General features: G+C 71.9%; 25 protein-coding genes. 14 read left to right on the forward strand and 11 right to left on the reverse strand.

Annotated elements, in window-relative coordinates; translation table 11 throughout:
• Positions 1-21: 21 nt before the first annotated feature.
• A complete protein-coding gene (locus tag ACZ9QC_RS24875; protein ID WP_472915146.1) occupies positions 22-252 on the reverse strand; it encodes a hypothetical protein in 231 nt (76 codons plus the stop codon).
• A gap of 469 nt (positions 253-721) precedes the next feature.
• Here ACZ9QC_RS24875 and ACZ9QC_RS24880 point away from each other — a divergent pair, with 469 nt between their 5' ends.
• Positions 722-1,603, forward strand: coding sequence for an intradiol ring-cleavage dioxygenase (locus ACZ9QC_RS24880; protein WP_472915147.1), 882 nt, complete (start codon positions 722-724; stop codon positions 1,601-1,603).
• Here the strand turns inward: ACZ9QC_RS24880 and ACZ9QC_RS24885 are convergent.
• A complete protein-coding gene (locus ACZ9QC_RS24885; RefSeq protein WP_472915148.1) occupies positions 1,587-2,426 on the reverse strand; it encodes a histidine phosphatase family protein in 840 nt (279 codons plus the stop codon). The two genes, ACZ9QC_RS24880 and ACZ9QC_RS24885, sit on opposite strands and share 17 nt — an antisense overlap.
• A 231-nt stretch (positions 2,427-2,657) precedes the next feature.
• The gene (locus ACZ9QC_RS24890) at positions 2,658-3,002 is read right to left on the reverse strand and encodes an SsgA family sporulation/cell division regulator (RefSeq protein ID WP_472915149.1); all 345 of its coding nucleotides are present in this window, start codon (positions 3,000-3,002) and stop codon (positions 2,658-2,660) included.
• A gap of 280 nt (positions 3,003-3,282) precedes the next feature.
• Between ACZ9QC_RS24890 and ACZ9QC_RS24895 the strand changes: the two genes are divergently transcribed.
• The 6 genes from ACZ9QC_RS24895 to ACZ9QC_RS24920 all read left to right on the forward strand — a co-directional run bounded on the left by ACZ9QC_RS24895 (position 3,283) and on the right by ACZ9QC_RS24920 (position 8,472).
• Entirely contained in the window at positions 3,283-4,374 is a 1,092-nt protein-coding gene (locus ACZ9QC_RS24895; RefSeq protein ID WP_472915150.1) for an energy-coupling factor ABC transporter permease, read from the forward strand.
• Position 4,375: 1 nt separating this feature from the next.
• Positions 4,376-5,137 carry a cobalt ECF transporter T component CbiQ gene (gene cbiQ, locus ACZ9QC_RS24900; RefSeq protein ID WP_472915151.1) on the forward strand — a complete coding sequence of 254 codons (762 nt, stop codon included), beginning with the start codon at positions 4,376-4,378 and terminating at the stop codon, positions 5,135-5,137.
• On the forward strand, positions 5,125-5,910 hold the full coding sequence (locus ACZ9QC_RS24905) for an energy-coupling factor ABC transporter ATP-binding protein (protein WP_472915152.1): 786 nt from the start codon (positions 5,125-5,127) through the stop codon (positions 5,908-5,910). The genes cbiQ and ACZ9QC_RS24905 overlap by 13 nt, the downstream gene beginning before the upstream one ends.
• 106 nt (positions 5,911-6,016) lie before the next feature.
• The gene (locus ACZ9QC_RS24910) at positions 6,017-6,490 is read left to right on the forward strand and encodes a MarR family winged helix-turn-helix transcriptional regulator (RefSeq protein ID WP_472915153.1); all 474 of its coding nucleotides are present in this window, start codon (positions 6,017-6,019) and stop codon (positions 6,488-6,490) included.
• A 128-nt stretch (positions 6,491-6,618) separates the two neighbouring features.
• Positions 6,619-7,077 carry an organic hydroperoxide resistance protein gene (locus ACZ9QC_RS24915; protein ID WP_472915154.1) on the forward strand — a complete coding sequence of 153 codons (459 nt, stop codon included), beginning with the start codon at positions 6,619-6,621 and terminating at the stop codon, positions 7,075-7,077.
• A 105-nt stretch (positions 7,078-7,182) separates the two neighbouring features.
• Entirely contained in the window at positions 7,183-8,472 is a 1,290-nt protein-coding gene (locus tag ACZ9QC_RS24920) for a serine hydrolase domain-containing protein (RefSeq protein WP_472915155.1), read from the forward strand.
• Between the two features lie 303 nt (positions 8,473-8,775).
• On the opposite strand, the gene ACZ9QC_RS24925 is transcribed toward ACZ9QC_RS24920, so the two are convergent.
• The 4 genes from ACZ9QC_RS24925 to ACZ9QC_RS24940 all read right to left on the reverse strand — a co-directional run bounded on the left by ACZ9QC_RS24925 (position 8,776) and on the right by ACZ9QC_RS24940 (position 11,730).
• Complete coding sequence (locus ACZ9QC_RS24925; protein WP_472921796.1) at positions 8,776-9,780, reverse strand: helix-turn-helix domain-containing protein; 1,005 nt, start codon at positions 9,778-9,780, stop codon at positions 8,776-8,778.
• 174 nt (positions 9,781-9,954) lie between these two features.
• Entirely contained in the window at positions 9,955-10,230 is a 276-nt protein-coding gene (locus tag ACZ9QC_RS24930) for a DUF1876 domain-containing protein (protein ID WP_033532019.1), read from the reverse strand.
• A gap of 115 nt (positions 10,231-10,345) precedes the next feature.
• Positions 10,346-11,191 carry an EamA family transporter gene (locus tag ACZ9QC_RS24935; RefSeq protein ID WP_472915156.1) on the reverse strand — a complete coding sequence of 282 codons (846 nt, stop codon included), beginning with the start codon at positions 11,189-11,191 and terminating at the stop codon, positions 10,346-10,348.
• Positions 11,188-11,730 (reverse strand): YbaK/EbsC family protein, encoded by a 543-nt coding sequence (locus ACZ9QC_RS24940; protein ID WP_472915157.1) that lies wholly within the window; start codon positions 11,728-11,730, stop codon positions 11,188-11,190. The genes ACZ9QC_RS24935 and ACZ9QC_RS24940 overlap by 4 nt, the downstream gene beginning before the upstream one ends.
• Before the next feature lie 399 nt (positions 11,731-12,129).
• Here ACZ9QC_RS24940 and ACZ9QC_RS24945 point away from each other — a divergent pair, with 399 nt between their 5' ends.
• On the forward strand, positions 12,130-12,789 hold the full coding sequence (locus tag ACZ9QC_RS24945; RefSeq protein WP_472915158.1) for an RBBP9/YdeN family alpha/beta hydrolase: 660 nt from the start codon (positions 12,130-12,132) through the stop codon (positions 12,787-12,789).
• A gap of 77 nt (positions 12,790-12,866) precedes the next feature.
• Here the strand turns inward: ACZ9QC_RS24945 and ACZ9QC_RS24950 are convergent, their stop codons facing one another.
• The 3 genes from ACZ9QC_RS24950 to ACZ9QC_RS24960 form a co-directional block, all read right to left on the reverse strand.
• Positions 12,867-14,636 (reverse strand): penicillin-binding transpeptidase domain-containing protein, encoded by a 1,770-nt coding sequence (locus ACZ9QC_RS24950; RefSeq protein WP_472915159.1) that lies wholly within the window; start codon positions 14,634-14,636, stop codon positions 12,867-12,869.
• Between the two features lie 421 nt (positions 14,637-15,057).
• Positions 15,058-16,692, reverse strand: a complete 1,635-nt coding sequence (locus ACZ9QC_RS24955) for a penicillin-binding transpeptidase domain-containing protein (RefSeq protein ID WP_472915160.1) — start codon at positions 16,690-16,692, stop codon at positions 15,058-15,060.
• Between the two features lie 299 nt (positions 16,693-16,991).
• Positions 16,992-17,489 (reverse strand): MarR family transcriptional regulator, encoded by a 498-nt coding sequence (locus ACZ9QC_RS24960; RefSeq protein WP_472915161.1) that lies wholly within the window; start codon positions 17,487-17,489, stop codon positions 16,992-16,994.
• 24 nt (positions 17,490-17,513) lie between these two features.
• On the opposite strand from ACZ9QC_RS24960, the gene ACZ9QC_RS24965 reads away from it, so the two are divergent.
• Both ACZ9QC_RS24965 and lepB read left to right on the forward strand, forming a co-directional pair.
• Positions 17,514-18,095 carry a peptidase inhibitor family I36 protein gene (locus ACZ9QC_RS24965; RefSeq protein WP_472915162.1) on the forward strand — a complete coding sequence of 194 codons (582 nt, stop codon included), beginning with the start codon at positions 17,514-17,516 and terminating at the stop codon, positions 18,093-18,095.
• 92 nt (positions 18,096-18,187) lie between these two features.
• Positions 18,188-18,850: a signal peptidase I gene (gene lepB, locus ACZ9QC_RS24970; RefSeq protein WP_472915163.1), complete on the forward strand. Its 663-nt coding sequence runs from the start codon at positions 18,188-18,190 to the stop codon at positions 18,848-18,850.
• Between the two features lie 356 nt (positions 18,851-19,206).
• On the opposite strand, the gene ACZ9QC_RS24975 is transcribed toward lepB, so the two are convergent.
• Positions 19,207-20,946: a dolichyl-phosphate-mannose--protein mannosyltransferase gene (locus ACZ9QC_RS24975; protein WP_472915164.1), complete on the reverse strand. Its 1,740-nt coding sequence runs from the start codon at positions 20,944-20,946 to the stop codon at positions 19,207-19,209.
• A gap of 131 nt (positions 20,947-21,077) precedes the next feature.
• Here ACZ9QC_RS24975 and rsmI point away from each other — a divergent pair, with 131 nt between their 5' ends.
• The 4 genes from rsmI (at position 21,078) to ACZ9QC_RS24995 (ending at position 25,123) form a co-directional block, all read left to right on the forward strand.
• The gene (gene rsmI, locus ACZ9QC_RS24980; protein ID WP_472915165.1) at positions 21,078-21,935 is read left to right on the forward strand and encodes a 16S rRNA (cytidine(1402)-2'-O)-methyltransferase; all 858 of its coding nucleotides are present in this window, start codon (positions 21,078-21,080) and stop codon (positions 21,933-21,935) included.
• Between the two features lie 320 nt (positions 21,936-22,255).
• Positions 22,256-22,672 carry a hypothetical protein gene (locus ACZ9QC_RS24985; protein ID WP_472915166.1) on the forward strand — a complete coding sequence of 139 codons (417 nt, stop codon included), beginning with the start codon at positions 22,256-22,258 and terminating at the stop codon, positions 22,670-22,672.
• A 58-nt stretch (positions 22,673-22,730) separates the two neighbouring features.
• The gene (locus ACZ9QC_RS24990) at positions 22,731-23,606 is read left to right on the forward strand and encodes a TatD family hydrolase (protein ID WP_472915167.1); all 876 of its coding nucleotides are present in this window, start codon (positions 22,731-22,733) and stop codon (positions 23,604-23,606) included.
• Positions 23,607-23,761: 155 nt separating this feature from the next.
• Positions 23,762-25,123 (forward strand): ubiquitin-like domain-containing protein, encoded by a 1,362-nt coding sequence (locus tag ACZ9QC_RS24995; RefSeq protein WP_472915168.1) that lies wholly within the window; start codon positions 23,762-23,764, stop codon positions 25,121-25,123.
• Positions 25,124-25,242: the final 119 nt, after the last annotated feature.

A 25,242-nucleotide genomic window follows, 5' to 3' on the forward strand; every position in this document is an offset into this window, starting at 1 on the left:
GCAGGTGGCCGAGTCCCAGGGTCACTTCTCGGCGAACACCTCGGCGGCGGAGGTGGCCGTGATCGCGCGGGTGAACCAGCGGTTGAGGATGTCGAGGTCGTGGCAGGACATGACGCGGTCGCGGTCGGCGGCGGAGACGTGGACCTCTCGACCGTCCAGGAGCAGCAGGATGTCCTCGGCCTTGCCCTTGGCGCGGCCTTCCTCCCGGATCTCCTCGGAGATCGGCGACGTGAAGAACGAGAGGTCGGTCATGAGAGCCCTCCAGGTCTTGGCGGCCGGGGCTTCGCCCAGCCCCTGAGATGTCAGTTCAACGAAGATCGTCGCGGTGTCCGGATCGCGGGCTTCGAGGCCCTTCAGAGCGTCTACCAGAACTTTGAGTATGGCATCGGCCTGTGGGTCACGGCGGTGCAGGACTGCGGACAGCACGGTCAGCGGGATGTCCCGGCGAGCTTGGACCGGATCGTCGATGACCGGCACGTCGTCAGGTCCCAGGACGAGAGGGCGCAGAGTGAGGGAGGGCCACTCGGGCGGCCCGAAGTCGACGGTCTCCGACGCCCGGGCGGCATAAGGGTGGAGTCCTCTCTCCGGTTGACCGAGGGTGGCCGGATGTCATCGAGCTCGCACAACAACGCCAAGGCGAAGACCTGGGAAGCGCACAGGAACAGCCCATAGCATCACGCGCATTCCATGACGGGGACATTCGGAAAGCGCGGTTCCGCAGATGAGCGCAGCATCCAAGAGCAGCGGCCACGGGCACGACCACCACCAGGGTCACGACCACCACCACCACGACGAGTTCGACAAAGGGCTCTCCCACGACCTGCCCGTGTTCGCCCGCCGCCGCATGATCAGACTGCTGGCCGGCGCGAGCATGGTCCCGCTGGTGGCGGCCTGTTCCTCGGACAACTCCAGCGGCGGTTCCGCGTCGGACTCGGCCTCCTCCGCCCCGTCCTCGTCCGGCACCACCGGCGCCGACTGCGAGGTCATCCCGAGCGAGACGGAAGGCCCGTACCCCGGCGACGGCTCGAACGGCCCCAACGTCCTGGAGGAGAGCGGTGTCGTCCGGCGCGACATCACCAAGAGCTTCGGCTCGTCGAACGGCGTCGCCGAAGGCATCCCGCTGACGATCACACTCACCGTCGTCGACCAGTCCTCCGGCTGCGACACCCCGAAGAAGGGGGCGGCCGTCTACCTGTGGCAGTGCGACCGGGAGGGCCGGTACTCCCTCTACTCCGACGGCGTCACCGACGAGAACTACCTGCGCGGCGTCCAGGAGACCGGCGACGAGGGCCGGCTCACCTTCACCTCGGTCTTCCCCGGCTGCTACCCCGGCCGCTGGCCCCACCTCCATTTCGAGGTCTACGACAGCCTCGACGACGCCACCGCCGCGCGGAACATCGCGGTCACCTCGCAGCTCGCCTTCCCCAAGGACGTCTGCGACACCGTGTACGCGACGGACGGCTACGGCGACAGCGTCCAGAACCTCGGCGAGCTCTCCCTGGAGACCGACATGATCTTCAGCGACGGCTACGACCAGCAGCTCGCCACCATGGAGGGCGGCACCGACAAGGGCTACACCGCCACGCTCACGGTGCGGGTGTAGCCGGGGCCGGGGAGCCGACCGGGCCCGGCTGTTCGAGGTGCCTCGTGTCGCCCCACCGCGTCGGCCGCAACCGTCGTCCGTCGTTGTCCCACCGCGAGACCGAGGCGTTGGGGACGGGCGGCAGCCGGTCCGGCGCCGTCGCGCCGAGCCCCGCGCACACGAGACGTACGGCGACGGCGATCGCGTCGTGGGCGACCAGCAGGACCCGGCTGCCGGGGGCGACGCGGTCCAACTCGCCCACGAGGTCCCGCACCCGCAGCACCACATCGGCCAGCGCCTCACCGCCCGGCGGACGGTAGAACCAGTCGCCGGTCTGCGCCCGCCGCGCCGCCTCCTCGGGTGCGCGGGCCCGCAGCGCGGCCGGCGGATGCATCTCGAAGACCCCCATCTCCCGGTCCCGCAGCCGCTCGTCGACCAGCAGCGGCGGCGGGACCACACCGGGGTGCCCCGCCATCAGCTCCCACGTCTGCCGCGCCCGCACGTACGGCGAACACACCACCAGGTCCGGACCCGGCACGCCGCCGTCGTCGCCGCGCGCGAGCCCCGCCAGCCACCCGCCCAGCGCCTGGGCCTGCGTGCGGCCCAGGTCGGAGAGGGGGACGTCCGCACCCCGGCCCGGCAGCGGCTCGGTCGACCCCGTCCGCTCGGCCTCGGCGTACGCGACGTTCGCGGTGCTCTGCCCGTGCCGTACGACCCACAGCGAGGCCAGCGTGTACGGCGGCGCCAGCCCTTCGCCGGGCACAGTCCTGATCCCGGTGGCCGTGGTGTCCGTGGTGCCCCCGGTGCCCCCGGTGTCCGTGGTGTCGTTCGCCCGCGCTGTCATGCGTCCCCCGTGCTCGCGGTACCTGCGGCGACCAAGGCTCCGCGTCGGTCGCCGTCCCGTCAGCCGTCAGCCGTCGTCCGTCCGTCGTCCGTCCGTCGTCCGTCCGGCGTCGTCCCGTCCGTCGCCGTCATGCGTACCCCCGGGAGGCGCACCGGACGCACCGGACGCCGCACCGAACGCGCCTCCGGACGTGCCCGCCCGTGCCACGCCCGTGCCGCGCCCGCGCTCCGCTCAGTGCGCCACCGGCGTGGCCGTGTACGTCCGTCGCAGGAAGCGGATCAGTGCCTTGGTGTCGAACTGCATCACCGCCACCCCTTTCGCGGAGTGGAACTCCATGACGGCCTGCACCCGCCCGCAGGGCCAGATGCTCACGGGGCCGACGGTGGTGGGGGTGCGCAGCCCGCGTTCGAGCAGCTCACGGGGGAAGGCCCACTCGTCGGGGCCGGGGAGGCGCACGCGTACGGCGGCGGCGTCGGTGTCGGGGTCGTAGCGGAGGACGACCGGCACGGTGTCCCGGTCCTCGGGGGAGTCCGTGACGACATGGGCTCGGGCGTACTGCTCGACGGTGACGGACATCGAACGGCTCCTCACGCTGAGTGACAAGCAGAAGCTGTGAATCCGCTGTCCACTGCCTCTCCAATGTCGCATATTTTCGGCCGCGCGCCCCCTGAAGCCCTGGAAGGGCACTGCAATCCGCCTGTAAGAGCCATGGTGTCCGGCGAGTCGTTGGCTAATCGGTTTGGAGACGCTCTTGCAAGAGACTCGCAATAAGGCTCTATCATCGTAAGGTTCCAGCCAGCGCGTCCCCACTCTGTGGCCCGGCCCTACCAGGCCTACCAGGAGAGCGAGCCCTCGTATGCATGTCCCCGACGGATTCATCAACGCCCCCGTCTCGGCGGCCGCCGGAGTCGTCGCCGCCGGTGCGGTCGCGCTGAGTCTGCGCGGTGCCCGGCGCGAACTGGACGAGCGGACGGCGCCCCTCGCCGGACTCGTCGCCGCGTTCATCTTCGCCGTGCAGATGCTGAACTTCCCGGTCGCGGCAGGGACCAGCGGACATCTGCTCGGCGGGGCCCTGGCCGCGATACTCGTGGGCCCCTACACCGGGGTCCTCTGCGTGTCCGTGGTGCTCCTCATGCAGGGCATCCTCTTCGCGGACGGCGGTCTCACCGCCCTCGGCGTGAACATCACGATCATGGGCGTGGTCACCTCCGTCGTCGGCTACGCCCTCTTCCGCGCGCTGGTCAGGATCCTCCCCCGCAAGCGGCGTTCGATCACCGTCTCGGCGTTCGTCGCCGCCCTGGTCTCCGTGCCCGCCTCGGCCGCCGCCTTCACCCTCGTGTTCGCGATCGGCGGCACCACGGACGTGCCGATCGGCTCGGTGCTCACCGCCATGGTCGGCGTCCACACCCTCATCGGCATCGGCGAGGCCGCGATCACCGCCGCCACGGTCGGCGCCGTCGTCGCCGTACGCCCGGACCTCGTGCACGGCGCCCGGGGCCTGACCGCCCCGCTCAAGCTCCGCGTGAACGGCGAACTGGTGGACGCCCCCGCCGCCGAGCCGGCCACCACGCCCACGCCCGTGCCCGCGACCGCACCCGCCGCCGCCCGCTCGACCCGCAAGCTGATCCTCGCCGGCCTCGGCACCTCCCTCCTGCTCGCCGGTGTCGTCAGCTTCTACGCCTCCGCCAGCCCTGACGGCCTGGAGAAGGTCGCCGCCGACAAGGGCTTCGACGCCAAGGTGGAGGACCACGCCGCCGCCGACTCCCCGCTCGCCGACTACGGCGTCGAGGGCCTCACCGACGCCCGCCTCGCCGGCGGCCTGGCGGGCGTGATCGGCGTCGGCGTCACCGTCGTCGCCGGCACCGGGATCTTCTGGGCCGTACGCAAGCGGCACGGTGGCGAGGACGACGCCGCGTCGTCCCCCACCTCCGTACCCGAGAACGTCTGACATGGGCGCGGGCCACGTCCACAAGCTCTACCGGCACGCGCACTCGCCCGTGCACGCCCTGCCGCCGCACACCAAACTCGCGGCCGTCTTCGCCTTCGTGGTCGTCGTGGTGTCGACGCCACGGGAGGCGATGTGGGCGTTCGGGCTGTACGCCGTGCTGCTGGGCGTGGTCGCGTACGTGGCGCGCGTGCCCTACGGGTTCCTGCTCCGGCGCCTGCTGATCGAGGTCCCCTTCGTCGCGTTCGCCGTGCTGATGCCGTTCGTGGCGCAGGGCGAGCGCGTCGAGGTCCTCGGGATGTCGCTGAGCGTCAGCGGACTCTGGGGCGCCTGGAACGTCCTCGCCAAGGGGACTCTGGGCGTCGCCGCCTCCGTCCTCCTCGCCTCCACCACCGAACTCCGCGCCCTCCTCCTCGGCCTCCAGCGGCTCAGACTGCCGCCGCTGCTCGTCCAGATCGCGTCCTTCATGATCCGTTACGGCGACGTCATCACCGACGAGCTGCGGCGGATGCGGATCGCGCGCGAGTCACGCGGGTTCGAGGCGAGCGGCGTACGGCACTGGGGCGTGCTCGCCAAGACCGCCGGGGCGCTGTTCATCCGCTCGTACGAGCGCGGCGAGCGGGTCCATCTGGCCATGATCAGCCGGGGGTACGCGGGCACCATGCCCGTCATCGACGAGGTGACCGCGTCCCGGGCGCAGTGGTCGTACGCCTTCGCCCTCCCGGTCGCCGCGCTCGTCGTCTGTCTGCTGGGATGGAGCCTGTGACCGCGTCCGAACCCCTTCTCGCCCCGTCCCTCGAAGTCGCCGGCCTCGCCTTCGCCTACCCCGACGGCCACCAGGCCCTCTTCGGGGTCGACTTCACCGTCGGACGCGGCGAACGCGTCGCGCTGCTCGGACCCAACGGGGCCGGCAAGACCACCCTCGTCCTGCACCTCAACGGCATCCTCACCGGGGGCGCCGGCTCGGTGACCGTCGCCGGGATGCCCGTCGGCAAGCGGCACATGGCCGAGATCCGGCGGAAGGTCGGCATCGTCTTCCAGGACCCCGACGACCAGCTCTTCATGCCGACCGTGCGGGAGGACGTGGCCTTCGGGCCGGCGGCGGCGGGCATGACCGGGGCCGAGCTGGAGGCCCGGGTGGACCGGGCGCTCGAACAGGTCGGCATGGCGGAGTTCAAGGAACGGCCGCCGCACCACCTCTCCTTCGGGCAGCGGCGCCGGGTGGCCGTGGCGACGGTGCTCGCCATGGAGCCGGAGATCCTCGTCCTCGACGAGCCGTCCTCCAACCTCGACCCGGCGTCGCGGCGCGAACTGGCCGACATCCTGCGGTCGTTGGACGTCACGGTCCTCATGGTCACGCACGATCTGCCGTACGCGCTCGAACTGTGTCCCAGGTCGCTGATCCTCAGCGAGGGGGTGATCGCGGCGGACGGCCCGACGGGTGAACTCCTGGTCGACGAGGACCTGATGCGGGCGCATCGGCTTGAACTGCCGTTCGGGTTCGATCCGCGCTCGGTGAACGGCCGGACGGGGGTCTGAGAAGGCTGGGGCGCAGCCCCGGCTCTTCAGGGGCGTCAGGGGCGCGGGGAACCGCGCGAGCAGCCGGCCCCCACCGGCCCCGCGGACGAATACCGCGTCCGCGACAATGGACCCCGTGACGAACCAAGCGGATGCGCCCCGGCACGGCTCACTGCTCCTCGACGAGCAGTTGTGCTTCGCGCTCTACGCGGCCCAGCGCGCGGTCACCGCCGCGTACCGCCCGCTGCTCGACGAACTCGGCCTGACCTACCCGCAGTACCTGGTCATGCTCTCTCTCTGGGAGCACGGGGAGACCAGCGTCAAGGACCTGGCGGGCGCCCTGCGCCTCGACTACGGCACGGTCTCGCCGTTGCTGAAGCGGCTCGAGTCGGCCGGCCTGCTGCGCCGGGAGCGGTCGCCGCGCGACGAGCGCTCCGTGCGGATCGCCCTCACCGGGCGCGGCGAACAGCTCCGCGACCGCGCGGCCGCCGTCCCCGCCACCCTCGCCGCCGCCACCGGACTGCAGGGCCCCGAGGTGACCCGGCTGCGTGAGGAGCTGTGGCAGCTGACGGCACGGGCGACCAGGGCGGCGGGCCGCTGAGCCCGGTTACTCGTGGTTACTACCCCCGGGTAACCATATTTCCCTACCGGCCGGTACCTTGTGCACGATGTATTCGTGCGCGCCTGTCCTGGGGAGGCCACGCGCTCGTCCCGGGGGAGGCCAAGGGAATGACTGACGACACCGCGGTGGAGACCCGCACCGACACGCGTCCGACGAAGATCATGTACGTCGCCGAGGCGACCGCGCACGGCGGTCGCGACGGCTACGTCACCAGTCAGGACGGCCAGATCGACCTCAAGGTCGCGATGCCGCCGGCGCTGGGCGGCGACGGCGACGGCACCAACCCCGAGCAGCTGTTCGCCGCCGGGTACAGCTCCTGCTTCCACAACGCGCTGGTCCTCGTCGGCCGCCGCGCGGGCTACGACCTCACCGGCTCCACCGTCGCCGCGAAGGTCGGCATCGGCCCCAACCAGCAGCGCGGCTATGGCCTCGCCGTCGCCCTCAGCGTCTCCCTCCCGGTCATCGACCAGGGCATCGCGGCCGAGCTCGTCGACGCGGCCCACCAGGTCTGCCCGTACTCGAACGCGACCCGCGACAACATCGACGTCACGATCGTGCTGGGCTGAGACGGGCCCCACCGCGCCCCGGCCGGGGGAATCCGGGGCCGTGCGTGTACGTTGCACCCGTCGCCGTGACGAACGCGGCGGGTGAACGGACAGGGGAGCACCGGCGTGGACGTGAACGGTACGGTCGCCGAGGGCTTCGAACCGGTCAGGGCCGCGTTCGTACGCAACTTCGAGGCGCTGGGCGAGCGGGGTGCGGCGGTCGTCGTGTACCGGCACGGGCGCAGGGTCGTCGACCTGTGGGCCGGCACCCGGGACGTCGACGGCACCGAGCCCTGGCGGCGGGACACCGCCCAGATCATGCGCTCGGCGACCAAGGGCGTCGCCGCCGCCGTACCGCTGATGCTGGCCGAGCGCGGTGAACTGGACCTGGACGCGCCCCTGGGCCGGTACTGGCCGGAGTTCAAGGCGCACGGCAAGGGCCGGGTGCTGGTGCGGCACGTGCTCAACCACCGGGCCGGGCTCCCCGCCCTCGACCGCCCCCTCACGCCCGCCGAGGCACTGGACCCGCGCCGGGGCCCCGAGGCCGTCGCCGCGCAGACGCCCGCATGGGAGCCCGGCACCGCCCACGGCTACCACGCCCTCACCTACGGCTGGCTGCTCGACGAACTGGTCCGGCGCGTGACCGGCCGCGGTACCGGCGAGTGGATCGCGTCCGAGATAGCCGCCCTGCTGGGCCTCGCCGACGACCTGTGGCTGGGCCTGCCGGACTCGGTGGCGGCGACGGGCCGGGTCGGCCGCGCCGGGCGCCTGGAAGCGGCGCCCGAGCCCACCGGCGGCCTGAGGGTCCGCGCCAAGCGGTCGGTCACCGAGGCGTACGACGACCCGGACTCCCTCACCCGCCGCGCCTTCGCCGCGATCACCCCGTTCCCCGACCAGAACGACCCCGCGTACCGCGCGGCTGCGCTCCCGGCGACCAACGGCATCGCCACGGCCGAGGGCCTGGCCCGCTTCTACGCGGCACTCGTCGGTGAGGTCGGGGGAGAGGGCGGGGTCGGCGGCGAGGCTGAAGGCTCGGTCGGCGGCGAGGCTGAAGGCTCGGTTGGCCGCTCGGTCGGTGGCGCGGTCGAAGGCGCGGTCGAAGCCTCGGTTGGCGGCGTACGGCTGTTCGGGTCGGCGACGCTGGCGGCGGCCCGCGCGGAGGAGTCCTCCGGCCCCGACCGCGTCCTCGTCGTCAACACCCGCTTCGGACTCGGCTACATGCTCCACGGGACCGCCTCCCCGCTGCTGGCCCCGACGTCCTTCGGCCACCCCGGCCGCGGCGGCCCCCTCGGCTTCGCCGACCCTGAGTCCGGCATCGCCTTCGGCTACGTCACGAACGGCTACCGCCAGACGGTGACGGCGGACCCGAGGGCGCAGGCGCTGGTGCGGGCGGTGCGGGAGGCCCTGAAGGGCTGAGGGGGCGCGACCCCGCCTCGGCACGGGGCGTACCTCGCGCTTCGGTACGGGGCGTACCTCGCGGAGGGCGGCCGCCACGGTGAGCGGCCGGACCGGCCCAGGGCTCCCCCGTAGTGTCCTGGCACGATCCTGGAGATTCGGACGACCGCCCTCCGCGGCGGCGCTCACCAGGATGCGACGAATTTCCCCGCATGTCGTTGGCAGGCGGTCCACTGTCACTTGGCAACGAGTCCACTGTTCACGGCCCCCTCGGCGGCCACGCGACTCACTCGGTGGGACCCCGGTTCACTTCGGCGCCGTAGCTCACTCGGCGGCGATCCGGCTCCGCAACTCGCTCGGCGGCACCCCGTACGCCGCGCGGAACGCCCGGCTGAACTCGGCCGCACGCGGAAACCCCCAGCGCGCCCCGACAGCGTGGATCGGCGTGGCCCGCAGCACGGGGTCGGGGGCGGTGAGATCGCGGTACGCGTTCCGTAGCCGCTGGTCGCGGACGTATGCCGCGACGGTCAGGCCCTCCGCCTGGAAGAGCCGGTGCAGATAGCTGCGGGAGATGTGGTGGGCGGCGGCGATGGTCGCGGGCGTGAGGTCGGGGTCGCCCAGGTGCCGCCGTATGAACACCTTGACGTTCAGCAGCAGTGTCCGTCTGTGGGCCTCCGGCGTCAGCCGCGGCTCCGTGTCGGCGACATGGCCGAAGAGTGCGGTGATCAGGTCGGCGACGACCGTGCCCAGGCGGGACGCGTCAGCCGGCCCGTACGGGTTCGTGTCCTCCGCCAGCCGCATCAGGAACTGCGCGAGCAGCGCGCCGACGCCTTCCCGGCCCGACAGACGGCTGCCGATCACCTGGTCCGCCTTGCGCGCGGGCAGGGCGACGAGGGAGCGGGGTATCTCGACGCCGACGGTGGTGACCGGTTCGGTGCCGGTGAGGATCTCGTACGCCATCGAGGTGCAGTTGACGTGGAAGTCCTGCGCCTCGTACGCGGTTTGCTGTCGGCCCCAGCTGGCGGCGCCCTCGCCCTGGAGGAGCAGGGAGAGATGGAACGTCTCCGGGTCGGACTGCCGGACCATCCTCGGGGTGCGGCGGAAGACGATCGGGTCGAAGGTGGCGGGCCAGATCGTCACGTCGCCGAGGGCGATCAGGCGTTGGTGGGCGTGGTAGTCGGCGCCGGGGTGGTGGCCGCGGTCGGCCGTCGACAGCGGGATGGGGACCAGGTCCATGGGCGCGTGCGTCTGCCGCAGCAGCTCCGCCCAGGCCTCGAACCGGGCGTCCACCGGGAGATCCACGGACCGGAAGACCGACTCGTGCAACACGGGGTCAGTCAACCACAGGAAGGAATCAGGCCTGTTGGGCCCCCGGGGGCTCCGCAGCCCCGGCCGACGGATCCCCGGCCGACGGGTGTCGGCCGGGGAGTGGGGTCGCGTCGCGCCGCCGGTCGCCCGCCGGGCGCCTCCTGCTCGCCCGCCTGGCGCCCGTCGACCGCCGGCTCAGAGGGCTATCGGGTGGGACGTCCTGCCCGATGCCTCGTCTATCTCGTCGTGGGCCTTGGTGAGGAGCTTCATGGCGAGCTCGTTCAAGGCCCTGGCCCCGGCTATCTCCTCGCCGACCCGGGGCTGATTGGCGTCCGTCTGGTGGCGGCTGGCGTAGCCGTTGGCGCGTACTTCCTTCCCGTCGGGGAGCCGTACGAGGGCCGCCGCCCGTGTGCGCTGATCGTCCTCCTGGAACTCCAGCTCGATGTGCCATCCGACAGCGGTTTTCATCATGACGATCACCTCCGGAACCGCTCTTTCCAGAGTGCTCCTCCCCGCCGACGGATGCACGACCTGCGCACGGCCCGCCCGATGCCCGTCCCGTCTCCCGGTTCTCCCGTCTCCCCGCCTACCCGGCCCGCAGCATCAGCCCGATCCCCACCACCAGTAGTCCGGCCGCCACCAGGCGGGGCGCTCCGAACCGTTCCTTGAAGAGCACCGCGCCGATCGCCGCCCCCACGATGATCGACGACTCCCGCAGGGCCGCGATGGGCGCCAGCTCGGCCTTCGTCTGGGCCCACAGGACCAGCCCGTACGCCGCCACGGACAGGGCGGCGCCGAGGAGGCCCACACCGGCGTACGGCCGGAGGCGCGCGACCGTCTCCCCGCGCCATCGCCAGGCCGCGTACGCGGGGATCGCGAGTCCCTCCAGCGCCATCAACCAGGCGATGTAGGCCATCGCGGACCCGGAGGCCCGGACACCGAGGCCGTCCACGACCGTGTACGCGGCGATCGACAGGCCCGTGGCCAGCGCCGCCCCGATCGCCGCCCAGTGCGGCCGGCCGCCACGCAGTCCCCACAGCGCGACGCCCGTCAGCCCGGCGCAGCTCAGCAGGATGCCGGCCATCGCCCAGCCGTCCGGCACCTCGTCCGCGAAGACCGCGGCGAGGACGGTGACGACTAGGGGCGCGGAGCCGCGCGCGATCGGGTACGCCTGGCCGAAGTCGCCCAGTCGGAAGGACGCCATCAGCAGCACGTAGTAGACGAGGTGGATGACCACCGACGCGATCAGGTACGGCCACGCGGCGGACTCCGGGAGCGGCACGAAGGGCACCATCGCGAACCCGATCAGCGCGCCGCCGCCGGCTATCAGCGTGAACCCGACGAGCTTGTCCGTGATCCTGTGCGCGATCGCGTTCCAGCTGGCGTGGGTCACGGCGGCGAGCAGCACCGCCGCGGTGACGAGCGGCGTCACGCGTCGGTCTCGTCGGTCTCGTCGGCGGCGGTCGTGGTCTCACGGACGTCCACCAGGGTGGCGCCCGCGTGCGCGATCAGCGTTTCCGGGGCCATGGGGAAGACGGTGTGCGGCGTGCCGGCCGCCGCCCACACCGTCGCGTGCGCGAGGAGCGAGCGGTCCGCGAGGACGCGCGTCCTCGTCCGGTGCCCGAAGGGCGGGACTCCGCCGATCGCGTACCCGGTCGTCTCCCGTACGACGTCGGCGCGGGCGCGGGTGACCTTCGTGGCGCCGAGTTCACGCCGGACCAGCTCCACGTCTACGCGGGAGGCGCCGTCCATGAGCACCAGCACGGGGACGCCGTCCGCGGCGAAGATCAGTGACTTGCAGATCTCGCTGAGTTCGCAGCCGAGGGCGGCGGCCGCCTCGGCCGCAGTGCGGGTGGCCTCCGGGAAACGGCGGATGCGGTGGCGCAGTTCGTCGAGGCCCAGGGTGGTGAGTGCCTCGGTGAAGAGGGGGTGGGCTCCGGAGTCGGTGGTGTCCTGTGCGTCGGTGGTCATGTGCGGCACGGTAGTGGTGGGTGTAGCGGCCATGCGAGTGGGTTGTCGGGGTGCGTCGACGCGGTGGGCCGGGGTGGGTGCGTCGTCGGGTGCGGGTGCGTGGGGGCTGGTCGCGCAGTTCCCCGCGCCCCTCAAGAACCAGGCCCTGCGGGCCTGAAGAGCACGGGCACGGCCCCATGCTTTTCAGGGGCGCGGGGAACTGCGCGAGAAGCCCCACCGGACCCGCACCGGAGCCGCACCGGACCCGCACCGGACGACGCACCGGACCCGCACCGGACGACGCACCCGACGACGCACCGGGCGACACACACGACGACTCACCAGCCCCCGCCCCCGAAAACCCATCCAGCAACAGAGACGGCACTGGACCGACTGATCCGTTTCGCTGACGATCGGGGGATGACAGAAACCCCATCCGCCGACGACACCCGCGCCTTCCTCATCCTGCACGGCTGGCAGAACCACCGCCCGCCCGCCCACTGGCAACACTGGCTGGCCGACCGTCTCACCGACCTGGGCCACGAGGTCGCCTACCCGCAGCTCCCGGAGGCGGACGACCCGGACCTGGAGCGCTGGCTCGCGGAACTGGACGCACTGCTCGGCGAGTTGGAAGGTCGGCGGATCACGGTGGTCTGCCACAGCCTGGCCTGTCTGCTGTGGCTGCACGCGGTCGCCCGGGACGGCATCCTGTCCGGCCCCGTCGACCGCGTCCTCCTCGTGGCCCCGCCGTCCCCCGAGTTCGCCCTGAAGCAGCCGGAGATCGCCGAGTTCGCCCCGCCGCCGCTGACCCCGGAGCGGCTGGCCGCGTCGGCCACGTACACCCGGGTCGTCGGCAGCGACAACGACCCGTACTGCCTGCCGGGCGCGGCCACCGCGTACGCGAGCCCCCTCGGCCTGCCCGCCGACGTGCTGCCCGGCGAGGCCCACCTCAACCCTGACTCGGGCTACGGCCCGTGGCCGTCGATGCTCGACTGGTGTCTGCGGCCGTCGTCCGACCCGTACGAGGAGATGCCGATCCAGGAGCGCTCCGTGCAGCGGACGGACGCGGCCGGCGGCTGAACCGCTCGCGCGCCCGGCCGCCCGCGCGCCCGGCCGCTGCCCGCCGGCCTCGCCTCGCGACTCGTGCGCGCCGTCGCTCAGCCGCCGCTGCCCGCCTTGAGCAGCGCGGCCACGATCGGGCCCGCCGACTCGCTGCCGTGGCCGCCCTGCTGGACGACCCCGGCGGAGGCCAGGTCTCCCTTCCAAGCGGTGAACCAGCCGTTGGGCTTCTTCTGGCCGTCGACCTCGGCCGTGCCGGTCTTGGCGCCGTAGTCGGGCCCGAGGCCGGACATCGTCTCGGCCGCCGTGCCGGCCGCGGCGGTGTACTGGAGGAGTTCCCGCAGCTGGGCGCGGACCGTGGCGGACATGGGCCGGGAGGCGGTGGCCAGGGTGCGGTCGTCGACGGACGGCGGGACCAGATAGGGCTGCTTGAAGACGCCCGTCTTGGCCGTCGCGACCACCGACGCCATGTTCAGCGGGTTCATCCGCACCCCGCCCTGGCCGATGAGCGAGGCCGCCATCGGGGCGGCGCTCTGCACCGGCACCGCGCCGTCGAAGCTGGAGACGCCGATGGCCCAGTTGTTCAGTCCGAGCCCGAAGACCTGCTGGGCCTCCTTGGTCAGGGAGTCGTCGTCCAGCTTCTTCGCCTGGGAGATGAAGGCGGTGTTGCAGGAACGGGCGAAACTCGCCTTGAACGTCCCGCCCTTGATCTCGAACTTGTCGTCGTTCTGGAACTTCCAGCCGCCGTACGACGAGTACTTGGGGCACGGGTGGCCCTTGTCGGCCGAGGCCAGGCCCTTGTCGATGAGCAGGGCCGACGACACGATCTTCATCGTGGAGCCGGGGGCCAGCGAGCCCTGGAACGCCACGTTGAAGCTGCTGGAGTTGGCCGCGGCCAGGATCTCGCCGGTCGAGGGGCGCATCACGACCACCGACGCCCGCTTCGTGGCCGCCACCTTCTCCTCGGCGGCGGCCTGCAGCGCCGGACTGAGCGTGGTTCTCAACTCCCCCGGGGTGCCCTCGCTCAGCTCCAGCAGCGTCTTGTCGGCGGCCTTCTCCTTGCCGGACTTGGTGGACTTGGTGGAGTTCGCGGACTTGGCGGACTTGGCGGCGTCCGTGGGCTCGGCGGAGGACTTGCCGTCGGACCCGTCCTCGGCCGGGTCGGCGCGGACGATGCGCAGCTCGACGCCCGCCTTGCCGCCCGCCTTCTTGCCGTACTTCTCCCGCAGACTGTCCAGCACCGAGCCCAGCGACGGGTACTTCTCGGTCGTCAGCTCGCCGCCGTCCCGGTCGAGGGCCTTCACCGGGGGAGTGCCGGCCTCGCCGGTCACCAGCCGGTCGCCCTCGGCGAGTTCGGGGTGGACGACGGACGGCTGCCAGTCGACGACGGGTTCGCCGTCCTTCTTCGCCCGTACGACGGTGAGGGCGGACTTGTAGGTCAGCGGCTTCTCGGTGCCCTTGAAGGAGACCGTGCCCTTCACCGTGAACGGCACCTCGTCGCCCGCGCGCTTGCCCCGGGTGAGGGTGACGTCCTTGATGTGGGCGTCCTTGGTGAAGCCGGTCAGCGCCGCCGTGGCGGCCGCCGAGTCGTCGGTGGCGGCGGCGGCCTTGGCGACCGTGCCCTTCTGCCAGGCCGTGAGGAACATGGTCGCGGCGGTGCGGACCTCGGCGGCGGACAGGGGGCCGCTCTTCACGGCCTTGCCGTCGGACGAGCCGTCCTCGGCGGCCGCGCCGGCGCCGAACACCGTGTAGACGGCCATCGCGCCGCCGCCGAGGGCTGCGACCGCGACTCCGCCCAGCACGAGGTGCCGCCGTGACCTCCCCGACTTCGTGGTCTTCCGCTCGTCGACGCGCCTTCTCTTACCCACGTTCCGACCTTCCGCTGCCCCCGGCTGCCTCTCGTTCCTCAACGAGAACCACCACACTAGAGTCCCGCGGATCACTCCGTGGGCCGGGCCGCTCTTAAGCACGGGCCCGGTGAGGCTTCTCGCACAGTTCCCCGCGCCCCTGAAGGACCGGGCCCTGCGGGGCTGAACGGTGAGGGTCGTGCGGGTTGAGAAGCATGGGGCGCGGCCCCTGCTTTTCAGGGGCGCGGGGAACTGCGCGACCAGCCCCCACGCACCCGCACCCCGCAACGAATCCGCGCCCCTTCGACGCGGATCCGCACCCCTACGGCGCGGATCCGCACCTCGACTCGCCGCCCCGCCGCTCACGACCACACCTCTACGGCTCGACGGCTCTACGGCCCGAACCGGCAACTCACCCCAAACCCAGGGACCCGAACCACGCTCACCCCCCGGCCTTCAGCACATCCACCACGATCGGACCGGCCGCCTCACCCCCGCGGCCGCCACCCTCCGACATCGCCGCCGCCGCCACATCCCCACGGAACCCGGTGAACCAACTGTCCGCCACCGCCTGCCCGTCGATCTCCGCGGACCCGGTCTTCGCCCCGATGTCCCCGTTCAGCCCGGCCATGACGGTCTTCGCAGTCCCCTGCGTCGCGGTCAGCCTCATCATCTGCTTCAGCTGCGACGCGGTACTGGCCTTCAGCCCCTCCGCCGTGGCCAACTCCCGCTCGTCCAGCTCCGGCGACACCAGATACGGCTGCCGGAACCGCCCCGTGATCGCCGTGGACGTCACCGACGCCATGTTCAGCGGGTTCATGAGCACGTCGCCCTGCCCGATGGCGTTGGCGGCCCGGTTCGGCCCGCCGGACGGCGGTACCTTGCCGTCCATGGAGGCGATGCCCGTCTTCCAGTCGTCCCGGCCGATCCCGAACCGTTCCTGCGCCTCCTCGGTCAACGACGCGTCGGTCAGCGGCTCCTCGTCGATCAGCTTGATGAAGGCCGTGTTGCAGGACCGCTCGAAGCTGTTGGCGAGCGTGGCGTTCGCCGTCTCGTCGGCCTTGAGACCCGGCAGGTTCTTGAAGGTCTGGCTCTGCCAGGTGGCCGTGTCGGGGCAGGGGGCGGGGCCGTTCATGGAGGTCACGCCGTTGTCGATGAGCATCGCGGCGGTAATGATCTTCATGGTGGAGCCGGGCGGCAGTTCGCCCTGGAAGGCCGCGTTGAAGCCGTCGCCGCGGTTGTTGGCGACGGCGAGCACCTGCCCGGTGCTGGGCTGGAGCGCGACCACGGAGGACTCCCCGAACTTCTTGACCGCCTGCTCGCCCGCCGCCTGCACCCCCGCGCTGATCGTGGTCTCCAGCTTGCCCGCCTTGCCCTCGGCGAGGGTCAGCAGGGTGGTGTCGCCCGCGTTCGTGGTGGTGTGCCGGATGCCCAGTTCGACACCGGGGGTGCCGCCCGCGTCGGGGCCGTACCGTTCCCGCAGGGTGTCGAGGATCGGTCCGAGGGAGGGGTACTTCTCCTTGGTCAGCACCTTGCCGTTCCGGTCCACGGCCTCGATGGGCGGCGCCGCCGCCTCGCCGAGGAACAGGGTGTCGCCGGCCTTCAGCTCGGGGTGCACGACGGACGGCCGCCAGTCGACCAGGGCCCGCCCGGTCGTCTTGCCCCGTACGACGGTCAGCCGGCTCTTGTACGCGAGGTCCTTGCTCTTCCCCTCGTACGACACGGTCGCCCTGACGGAGAACGGGACGGTCCGCCCTCCGCTCCCGGCCGGCTTCCCCGGCTCGATCCTCACGTCCTCGATCCGCGCGGTGTCGACGAAGCTGCCGAAGACCTTCCCCGCGTCCGCCGCGTTGTTCGTGTACGACGACGCCGTGACCGCGTCGCCCTTCTCCCAGGCCGCGAAGAACTTCTCCGACGTCTCCCGCACCTCGTCCGCACTCGGCGGCCCGGTCCGTTTCTCCGTTCCCCCACCGCCCCCGTTGAGCGCGGTCACGACGTTGTACCCGCCGTACCCCGCACCCCCCACCATCGCCGCGAACACCCCGCCGACTATGGCGACCTTGACCCCCTTGCGCATGACGCGATCCTCCCCGTTGCGCGGTCTGTGTGGCTTGTACGGCCTGTGTGGCCCGCGCGGTCCGCGTGGCCTGTACGGCCCGTCGTACGCCACCTTCCGAACGCCGTTGAACACGTTCAGAAAACACTTTCCGAGACTCACTGTAAACACGCCTGGGTGACGCGTGGGGCTAATGCTTCGCTTGTGTGCCTCGATTGTTAGCCCGGTCGCGCCGGGGGGCGCATTCAGGCCACCGGGGCCCATTCATCCGGACATCCCCGCGGTGCGGACCGCCATCCACGCGGTGCGGCCCCGAGGGGTCACGCCGACCGGGCGCCGACCCGGTGTGGGAGCGGGGCCGGGACCCGGGGCGTGGGGAGCGCCACCGCGTCCGGCCGACGTCCTTCCAGCAGGGCCTGGCCGAGCGGGGACACTGTGTGCCGCACGGTGTTCGTCACCCGCTGGCTGATGATCAGGTTCGCGTCCCGCATGGTCGCGGTGTGCTCGCTCGCGGAGGCGGCCGAGATGCCCAGCCGCCGGGCGAGTTCCCCTCCGGTGATGCCGTTGGACGCCGCGATCTCCTCCAGGACCGCCGCGCGCGTACGCCCCAGGAGGCGGGCCAGGGCGGTAGGTCCCGATGTCATGGGGTCCTCCGTGAGCGGCTGGAGAGTGCGGTTGGCCGGATACACCAGTACCGGGTCCAGCGTGGTGTCACCGAGGGAGAGGGGGCGCCCCCAGCAGAAGTACGAGGGGATCAGGAGCAGTCCTCGGCCGCCCAGGAACAGATCTTGGCGCACCGGGTAGTCCACCCTGAGCACCGGCGGCTCCCAGCGGACCAGCGGATGGATGCTGCCGAGCAGCCGTTCGACGCCGCAGTCGAGGAGATCGCGATGATGAAACGGTACATGCGCGGTGTCCTGACGGCGGCTGCCGTGATCGGGCTGGTCGCGACCGCCGGTCCCGCCCTGGCGGCCTCGGACGCCAAGCCGTCCGCCCCGGCGAAGGCCGCCCCCGGCGCGCCGACCCCGGTACGCCCCGGCGCCAAGCTCAGCGGACTGGCCGCGGCCGACGGCGCCGACGGGTACCTCTACGCCTACGACCTGCCGGGCTTCAGCGGGGCCTCGTGCCGGTGGAAGGGCAACGACGGGTACTGGGGCGACGAGTGCGGCAACTTCAACGACCGCGCCACCTCCCTGTGGAACAACGGGTTCCCCGGCAACTTCAGCGAGGTCGCTCTGTACCGTGACGTGAGCCCCGGTGCGGGCCAGTCGGTGTTCTGCATCGAGGCCGGCAGTTACTGCGGAGACCTGTCCCTCGGCTACGAGAAGTTCCTCGACGGCGGCTCGGCGGACAACGCGATCAGCGCCCACACCTGGTTCACCGACGGCGCGGACTACATCAACGACCCGTACTACGGCTGCTGACCGGAGCGTCGGATACGGCACGGGCCCGCACCGGCCGTTCACACACGCCCGCTACCGTGCCGCTGCGGATGTGCCGCGAGGGGGAGGAAACGATGTCGGGCAAGGGACGGCGACTGTGGGTCACGGCGGTCGTGGTGGGGTTGGCGGGGGTGGCGTTGACGGTCGCCTCCCTCGTGTACGCGCGGAGTTCATACGGGGCTTCCGTCGTCAGCAGCCGGAACATGGCGCCGACGTACGAGCCGGGCGACCGGATCTTCTCCGAGAAGGTCGACGGCGGTGAGGTGCGGCGCGGTGACGTCGTGCTGTTCTCGGCACCGGAGCGCTACGAGTCCGGCGTCGGCGTGGCGCAGCGGGTGATCGGTGTCGGCGGCGACCGGGTGGTGTGCTGCACGGGCGAGGGCCCGGACGCGCGGCTCAGCGTCAACGGGAAGCCGATAGCGGAGCCGTATGTGAACGGCGGCGACGCGAACGGCGTGAACAGGTCGTACGACGTCACGGTCCCGAAGGGGCGGCTGTTCCTGCTCGGTGACAACCGGGCGGACTCCCTGGACTCGCGCTTCTTCGCGAGCGACCACGACGGGACGGTGCCGGTATCCGCGGTACAGGGCCGGGTGACCGACGACCGCACGATCCCCGCCGTCATCGGTACGGCCGTCATCGCCGGGGCGGTCCTCACCCTGGTCGGCCTCGGCCTGGCGATCGCCGCGTTCGTCGCACTGCGGCGGAGGAGGACGGTGCCGGTGGCGACCGCCTGACAAGGACGATGCCACGACGCCTGAGCGTTCGTCGTGGTCATCGTCGTGTCAGACCCGCCAGACCCAGGTGTCCAGCCACATCCGCGACCGCCAACTGCCGATCGGGATCGGTGGCCCGTGTAGATGGTGTGATCACGGTGTCGCAGCTGGCTCCATCTCGTCAGGCGCCCCCAAAGCGGCTGGCTTACGGAAAGCCGCAGGCCGTGGAAGGTGGATTGAGCCCGCTGTGAATCTGCCCACGAATGGAGCCGGGCCGTTTCCGAGCCGTCCGAGGAGGACCAGTGACGGCCACTAATGACCGCCAATGACCTTGCGGGCACGGCGCGCTGCTGTGCCCGCAAGGCCCGTCTGCCCAGCTAGACCCAGGTGTCCATCCACATCCGGGAGCGCCAGTTGTCGATGGGGATCGGTTCGCCCGTGTACAGGGGCCAGAAGTAGATGAAGTTCCAGGTGATGAGGAGGAACAGGACGCCGGCTGCCGCCGCGCCCGCGACTCGGCGGCGTTCCGGGGCGCCGGGTGGGCCGAGGATCGCGCCGATCATCATCGTGACCGCGAGGCAGAGGAAGGGGAGGAAGACGACGGCGTAGAAGAAGAAGATCGTGCGTTCCTGGTAGAGGAACCAGGGAAGGTAGCCGGCGGCGATGCCGCAGGCGATCGCGCCCGCGCGCCAGTCGCGGCGGAAGAGCCAGCGCCACAGGACGTAGAGGACGGCGAACGCGGCGGCCCACCACAGCAGGGGCGTGCCGATGGCCAGGACCTCGCGGGCGCACTTGTCGGCGGTGTCGGCCGCGCAGCCGTCCTTGCCGGGGGACGGGGACTCGTAGAAGTACGAGACCGGGCGGCCGAGGACGATCCAGCTCCACGGGTTCGACTGGTACGTGTGCGGGGACGACAGGCCGACGTGGAACTCGTAGACCGCGTGCTCGTAGTGCCACAGGCTGCGCAGCCAGTCCGGCAGCCAGCTGAACCAGCCGCCCTTGCCCTCGGTCGCGGCCCAGTTGCGGTAGTAGCCGCCGGAGCCGTCGTCGGGGGAGAGGATCCAGCCCGTCCAGGACACCAGGTAGGTGGCGATCATCACCGGGACCGTGGACAGGAACGCGAGGCCCAGGTCGCGCTGCATCGTCGCGATCAGCGGCCGGCGGGCGCCGGCGACCTTGCGGGCCGCGTAGTCCCAGAGCACCGTCATGATCCCGAAGAACACCATGAAGTACAGGGCGTTCCACTTGGTGCCGAGCGCCAGGCCCAGGCAGAGTCCGGCCAGCCAGCGGTACGGGCGCCAGCCGAGGCGGGTCGTCTCGGCGACGAGGGAGTTGGGGCGTACGATCCCGTCGCCGTCCGGAGGGAGGGCGGCGGCCAGGCGTTTGCGCGCCCTGTCACGGTCGATGACCAGGCAGCCGAACGCGGCCAGCACGAAGAACATCAGGACCTGGTCCAGCAGCGCCGTGCGGCTCATCACGAAGTGCAGTCCGTCGACGGCCATCAGGGCGCCCGCGAGGCAGCCGAGGAACGTCGAGCGGAAGATACGGCGCCCGATACGGCACAGCATGAGGACGGAGAGCGTGCCGAGCAGGGCCGTCATGAAGCGCCAGCCGAACGGGTCGAAGCCGAACATCAGCTCGCCCAGACCGATCACGTACTTGCCGACGGGCGGGTGCACGACGTACGCCGCGTCCGTCGGGATCGGGACGTTCCCGTTGTTCTGGAGGATCAGCTCGTTGGCGTTCTTGGCCCAGTTGACCTCGTAACCGCGGTGGACGATCGCCCACGCGTCCTTGGCGTAGTACGTCTCGTCGAATATCACCGCCCTGGGGCTGCCCAGGTTGTGGAACCGCATCAGCCCGGCGAGCAGCGTGACCAGCAGGGGACCGCCCCACGACGACCAGCGGACGAGGCGGGCCGCGACCTCCTCGCGCACGCCGAGCACGGCCCAGAAGCGCGGGCCGGGGCGGGTGTACGGGGGCACCAGCCGGGTGCGGACGTCGCTTCTCGGCGCCGCCGTGTAGCCGAAACGGCGCAGGCGGTGCTGCCACGACGGCCGCGGGTCTTCGGTGGCCTGGTCCTGCCGGGTGTCCGTGGAGGACGCGGTACTGGTCACCGCGCCATCGTAGGGAACACGGCTGTGGGAGTCCCGTGGATGGGGATGTGGGGCGCCTAATAGCCGCGGTACAGCCCCGCGCCCCTTTTGGGGCTGCGCCCCTCAGGGGCGGGCCCTGGGAGGATGGGGAGGTGACTGGAATCCTTGTGCTGGCAGGTACCCCCATCGGTGAGATCGCGGACGCGCCGCCTCGGCTCGCCCAGGAGTTGGCCGGGGCGGATGTCGTCGCCGCCGAGGACACACGGCGGCTGCGGCGGCTCACGCAGGCGCTGGGGGTGCAGCCGGGCGGGCGGATCGTCTCCTACTTCGAGGGCAACGAGGCCGCGCGTACGCCGGAGCTCGTCGAGGCGCTGGTGGGCGGTGCCCGGGTGCTGCTGGTCACGGACGCGGGGATGCCGTCGGTCTCCGACCCCGGGTACCGGCTGGTGGCCGCCGCCGTGGAGAAGGACATCCGGGTCACCGCCGTACCCGGTCCCTCCGCCGTCCTCACCGCCCTCGCGCTGTCCGGGCTGCCCGTGGACCGGTTCTGCTTCGAGGGGTTCCCGCCGCGCAAGGCCGGGGAGCGGCTCGCCCGGCTGCGCGAGGTCGCGGAGGACCGGCGCACGCTCGTGTACTTCGAGGCGCCCCACCGGCTCGACGCCACGCTCGCGGCGATGGCCGAGGTGTTCGGCACGGGGCGGCGGGCCGCGGTGTGCCGTGAGCTGACCAAGACGTACGAGGAGGTCAGGCGGGGACCGCTCGGGGAGCTGGCCGAGTGGGCGGCGGACGGGGTGCGCGGGGAGATCACCGTGGTGGTCGAGGGCGCGCCGGAGAAGGGGCCGGAGGAGCTCGACGCGGAGGAGCTGGTGCGGCGGGTGCGGGTGCGGGAGGAGGCGGGGGAGCGGCGCAAGGAGGCGATCGCCGCGGTCGCGGTGGAGGCGGGGGTGCCGAAGCGGGTTGTTTTTGACGCGGTGGTGGCTGCGAAGCGGGATGGGGGCCGGGGCGCCTGAGAGGGGTGGGGGTGCGGGTTCGCTGGCGGGTGCGGGTGCGGGTGGGTGGGGGCTGGTCGCGCAGTTCCCCGCGCCCTTGAGAAAGCGGGTTGCGCCCTGTTTTTTCGGCCCACCCCCCGGCACCCACAACCGGTCGACCCATGCCGCGGCAAAGCCGAGCAAAGCGCAGCCCTCGTGGGGCGGGGCTTCCCACAAGGGGAGGCCAAATGCCCTTCAACAGTCGGCAGATGGGGTGCCCACCGGGTCCGTGAAGGCGTCCACTGGGTGGTGGGGACGTACACGTCACGTCCCCACCGTCCAGCGGACAAGAGGAGCTGGCAATGACCGAGATCGCAGAGCGCGCGATGCTGCGCGACACCGCCACCGCCGTCGTTCACGAGTCGTACGCCTTCGCCTGCATGCGGTGCGGGCACGGCTGGGAGCAGTCGTACGAGATAGAGCACCACAACGACGCCCAGGGGCGCGACTTCGTGATGTACGTGGCCGACGGCACGGTCGTGCCGTCCCCGCTGTCCCGGCCCACGTGCCAGAACTGCGACGGTCATGTCGTCCGGATCATGCGGGCGGGCCAGGTGTCGTCGGTGCGGGACGCCGAGCGTCGCCGGCATCTGCCGAAGCCCCGCCCGGTGGCGGACACGGACACCCCGGCAGCGGCGGAGTCCCGGGAACAGCCGCAGGACGACCACCACTGGCACCTGTCCGACCTGCTGCACCCGTTCCACCGCAAGGCGAGCTGACCTCCCCCCAGCGAGCCTGTGGGGCATGCCCCGATCGTGCGATTCGTAGGATCGGGGCATGCCCTCGAACGACAAGAACGCCGCGCCCCCGCTCCCCGAACCCCTCCGGGTGCCGGTCGCCGATTCGCACACCCATCTGGACATGCAGTCCGGCACCGTCGAGGAGGGCCTCGCCAAGGCCGCCTCCGTGGGGGTGACGACGGTCGTCCAGGTCGGCTGCGACATCAAGGGCTCGCGCTGGGCCGCCGAGACGGCCGAGCGGTACGAGGCCGTGCACGCGACCGTCGCACTGCATCCGAACGAGGCGCCGCGCATCGTCCATGGCGACCCGGACGGCTGGTCCCGGCAGGGCGCACGGACGCCCGGCGGGGACGCGGCGCTCGACGACGCCCTCGCCGAGATCGACCGGCTGGCCGCGTTGCCGCAGGTCAAGGGTGTCGGGGAGACGGGGCTCGACTACTTCAGGACCGGACCGGAGGGCAAGGCCGCCCAGGAGCGGTCCTTCCGCGCGCACATCGAGATCGCCAAACGGCACGGCAAGGCGCTGGTCATCCACGACCGCGACGCCCACGACGACGTGTTGCGGATCCTGAAGGAGGAGGGCGCGCCCGAGCGGACCGTCTTCCACTGCTACTCCGGCGACGCGGAGATGGCGGCGGTCTGCGCCGCGCACGGCTACTTCATGTCCTTCGCCGGGAACATGACGTTCAAGAACGCCCAGCCCCTGCGCGACGCGCTCGCCGTCGCGCCCCTCGAACTCGTCCTCGTGGAGACCGACGCGCCCTTCCTGACGCCCGCGCCGTACCGCGGACGGCCCAACGCGCCGTATCTCGTTCCGGTCACGGTTCGGGCGATGGCCGAGGTGCGGGGCACCGACGAGGACGCGCTGGCGACGGCGATCGCGGCGAACACGGCGAGGGCGTTCGATTACTGAGGGGTCACGTCCCGTAGGCCGTCCGGGGGACCCAAAAAGATGATCAGTGTCCCGTGTCGCGACACTGAGTGACCGCGTTGCTTTGGAGGGTGACCGGAGTCCGCTAGGTTCACGTCGCCCGACCCGGACCCGGATCCCCTCTGGAGCGTGTCGTCGTGAGCAATGCGCAGTCGCCGCAGTCGCCGCAGTCGCCGTACGAGGCCGAGACCCTGCCCTACGGGGTGCGCCCGGACCCCCTGGACCACTTGGACCACGTGGATCACCCGGACTACCCGGACCTCGTGGATCACCCGGACCACCCGGACACCTACCGGCCCGCCTACGAGGACCGGCTCGCCCAAGAGGCCGCGGGAGAGCCGGAGGGCGGAAGCGGTGGCCGGAGCGGCTCCCGGCGGGCCGTGCGGCGCAGGCGGGCCGCCGACCGGCCCGGTTCGCTGCGGCGGCTGGTGCCGCAGGCCCTGGTGGTGGCCTTCCTCGCGGGCGGCACCTCCGCGTTCGTGGCGAAGGACAAGGCGATCGAGCTGACCGTCGACGGGCGGCCCCGGACGCTGCACACCTTCGCCGACGACGTCACCGAACTGCTCGCCGACGAAGGGGTCGCCTTCGGCGCGCACGACGTCGTCGCCCCCGCCCCCGGTACGCCGCTGAGCAGCGGGGACGAGGTCGCCGTGCACTACGGGCGTCCCGTGGCCCTCACCCTCGACGGGCAGCGGCGCAAGGTGTGGACGACCGCCCACACGGTGGACGGGGCGCTTCAGCAGCTCGGGGTGCGTGCGGAGGGCGCGTACGTGTCGACCTCGCGCTCCCAGCGGATCGGGCGTGCGGGGCTGGAGCTGGACGTCCGTACCGAGCGCACCGTCACGATCCTCGCGGACGGGCGGGCGCGGACGATCCGTACGAACGCGGCGACCGTGGGGGAGGCCGTGGAGCAGGCCGGGGTCACCCTGCGCGGCGAGGACACCACCTCGGTCGCGCGGTCGAGCTTCCCCCGGGACGGGCAGACGGTGACCGTGTTGCGGGTGACCGGGTCCGAGGAGGTCCGAGAGGTGCCGATTCCGTTCCGGGTGCGCCGTACCGAGGATCCCTCGCTCTTCCGGGGCACGGAGGTCGTGGAGCGGGCCGGGCGGCCGGGGGTGCGGCGGGTCACATACGCGCTCCGGACGGTCAACGGGGTGCGGCAGCGGCCGCGGCTGGTGCGGACGGAGGTGGTTCGTGAGCCGCGGGAGCAGGTGGTGAAGGTGGGGGCGAAGGCGATGCCGACGTCCGTGGCGGGGGCGGAGGGGTTGAACTGGGGTGGTCTCGCCGCGTGCGAGTCGGGAGGGCGGCCGAACGCGGTCGACCCTTCCGGGACGTACGGGGGGCTGTACCAGTTCGACACCGGGACGTGGCGGAGTCTCGGGGGGAGTGGGCGGCCCCAGGACGCGCCGGCGGCGGAGCAGACGATGCGGGCGAAGAAGCTGTACGTGCAGCGGGGGGCGAGCCCTTGGCCGCATTGTGGGGCTCGGTTGCGGGGATAGGGCGCGTTGGGGGTGGAGGTGCCGGGTTCGTCGGCGGGTGCGGCCCGGTGGGGCTTCTCGCGCAGTTCCCCGCGCCCCTGAAAAGCAGGGGCTGCGCCCCGTGCTTCTCATCGCCCGAC

The sequence above is a fragment of the Streptomyces sp. HUAS MS02 genome (assembly GCF_055702265.1).

What these genes read in the sequence shown, in the direction of transcription:
- ACZ9QC_RS24885 (WP_472915148.1), bottom strand. Translation starts at nt 2,426, where the DNA reads ATGACAGCGCGGGCGAACGACACCACGGACACCGGGGGCACCGGGGGC.
- ACZ9QC_RS24955 (WP_472915160.1), bottom strand. Translation starts at nt 16,692, where the DNA reads ATGCGCAAGGGGGTCAAGGTCGCCATAGTCGGCGGGGTGTTCGCGGCG.
- ACZ9QC_RS24915 (WP_472915154.1), top strand. Translation starts at nt 6,619, where the DNA reads ATGACTGACGACACCGCGGTGGAGACCCGCACCGACACGCGTCCGACG.
- ACZ9QC_RS24985 (WP_472915166.1), top strand. Translation starts at nt 22,256, where the DNA reads ATGACCGAGATCGCAGAGCGCGCGATGCTGCGCGACACCGCCACCGCC.
- ACZ9QC_RS24940 (WP_472915157.1), bottom strand. Translation starts at nt 11,730, where the DNA reads ATGACCACCGACGCACAGGACACCACCGACTCCGGAGCCCACCCCCTC.
- ACZ9QC_RS24880 (WP_472915147.1), top strand. Translation starts at nt 722, where the DNA reads ATGAGCGCAGCATCCAAGAGCAGCGGCCACGGGCACGACCACCACCAG.
- ACZ9QC_RS24930 (WP_033532019.1), bottom strand. Translation starts at nt 10,230, where the DNA reads ATGATGAAAACCGCTGTCGGATGGCACATCGAGCTGGAGTTCCAGGAG.
- ACZ9QC_RS24990 (WP_472915167.1), top strand. Translation starts at nt 22,731, where the DNA reads ATGCCCTCGAACGACAAGAACGCCGCGCCCCCGCTCCCCGAACCCCTC.
- ACZ9QC_RS24910 (WP_472915153.1), top strand. Translation starts at nt 6,017, where the DNA reads ATGGACCCCGTGACGAACCAAGCGGATGCGCCCCGGCACGGCTCACTG.
- ACZ9QC_RS24895 (WP_472915150.1), top strand. Translation starts at nt 3,283, where the DNA reads ATGCATGTCCCCGACGGATTCATCAACGCCCCCGTCTCGGCGGCCGCC.
- ACZ9QC_RS24875 (WP_472915146.1), bottom strand. Translation starts at nt 252, where the DNA reads ATGACCGACCTCTCGTTCTTCACGTCGCCGATCTCCGAGGAGATCCGG.
- ACZ9QC_RS24905 (WP_472915152.1), top strand. Translation starts at nt 5,125, where the DNA reads ATGGAGCCTGTGACCGCGTCCGAACCCCTTCTCGCCCCGTCCCTCGAA.
- ACZ9QC_RS24945 (WP_472915158.1), top strand. Translation starts at nt 12,130, where the DNA reads ATGACAGAAACCCCATCCGCCGACGACACCCGCGCCTTCCTCATCCTG.
- cbiQ (WP_472915151.1), top strand. Translation starts at nt 4,376, where the DNA reads ATGGGCGCGGGCCACGTCCACAAGCTCTACCGGCACGCGCACTCGCCC.
- lepB (WP_472915163.1), top strand. Translation starts at nt 18,188, where the DNA reads ATGTCGGGCAAGGGACGGCGACTGTGGGTCACGGCGGTCGTGGTGGGG.
- ACZ9QC_RS24890 (WP_472915149.1), bottom strand. Translation starts at nt 3,002, where the DNA reads ATGTCCGTCACCGTCGAGCAGTACGCCCGAGCCCATGTCGTCACGGAC.
- ACZ9QC_RS24965 (WP_472915162.1), top strand. Translation starts at nt 17,514, where the DNA reads ATGGATGCTGCCGAGCAGCCGTTCGACGCCGCAGTCGAGGAGATCGCG.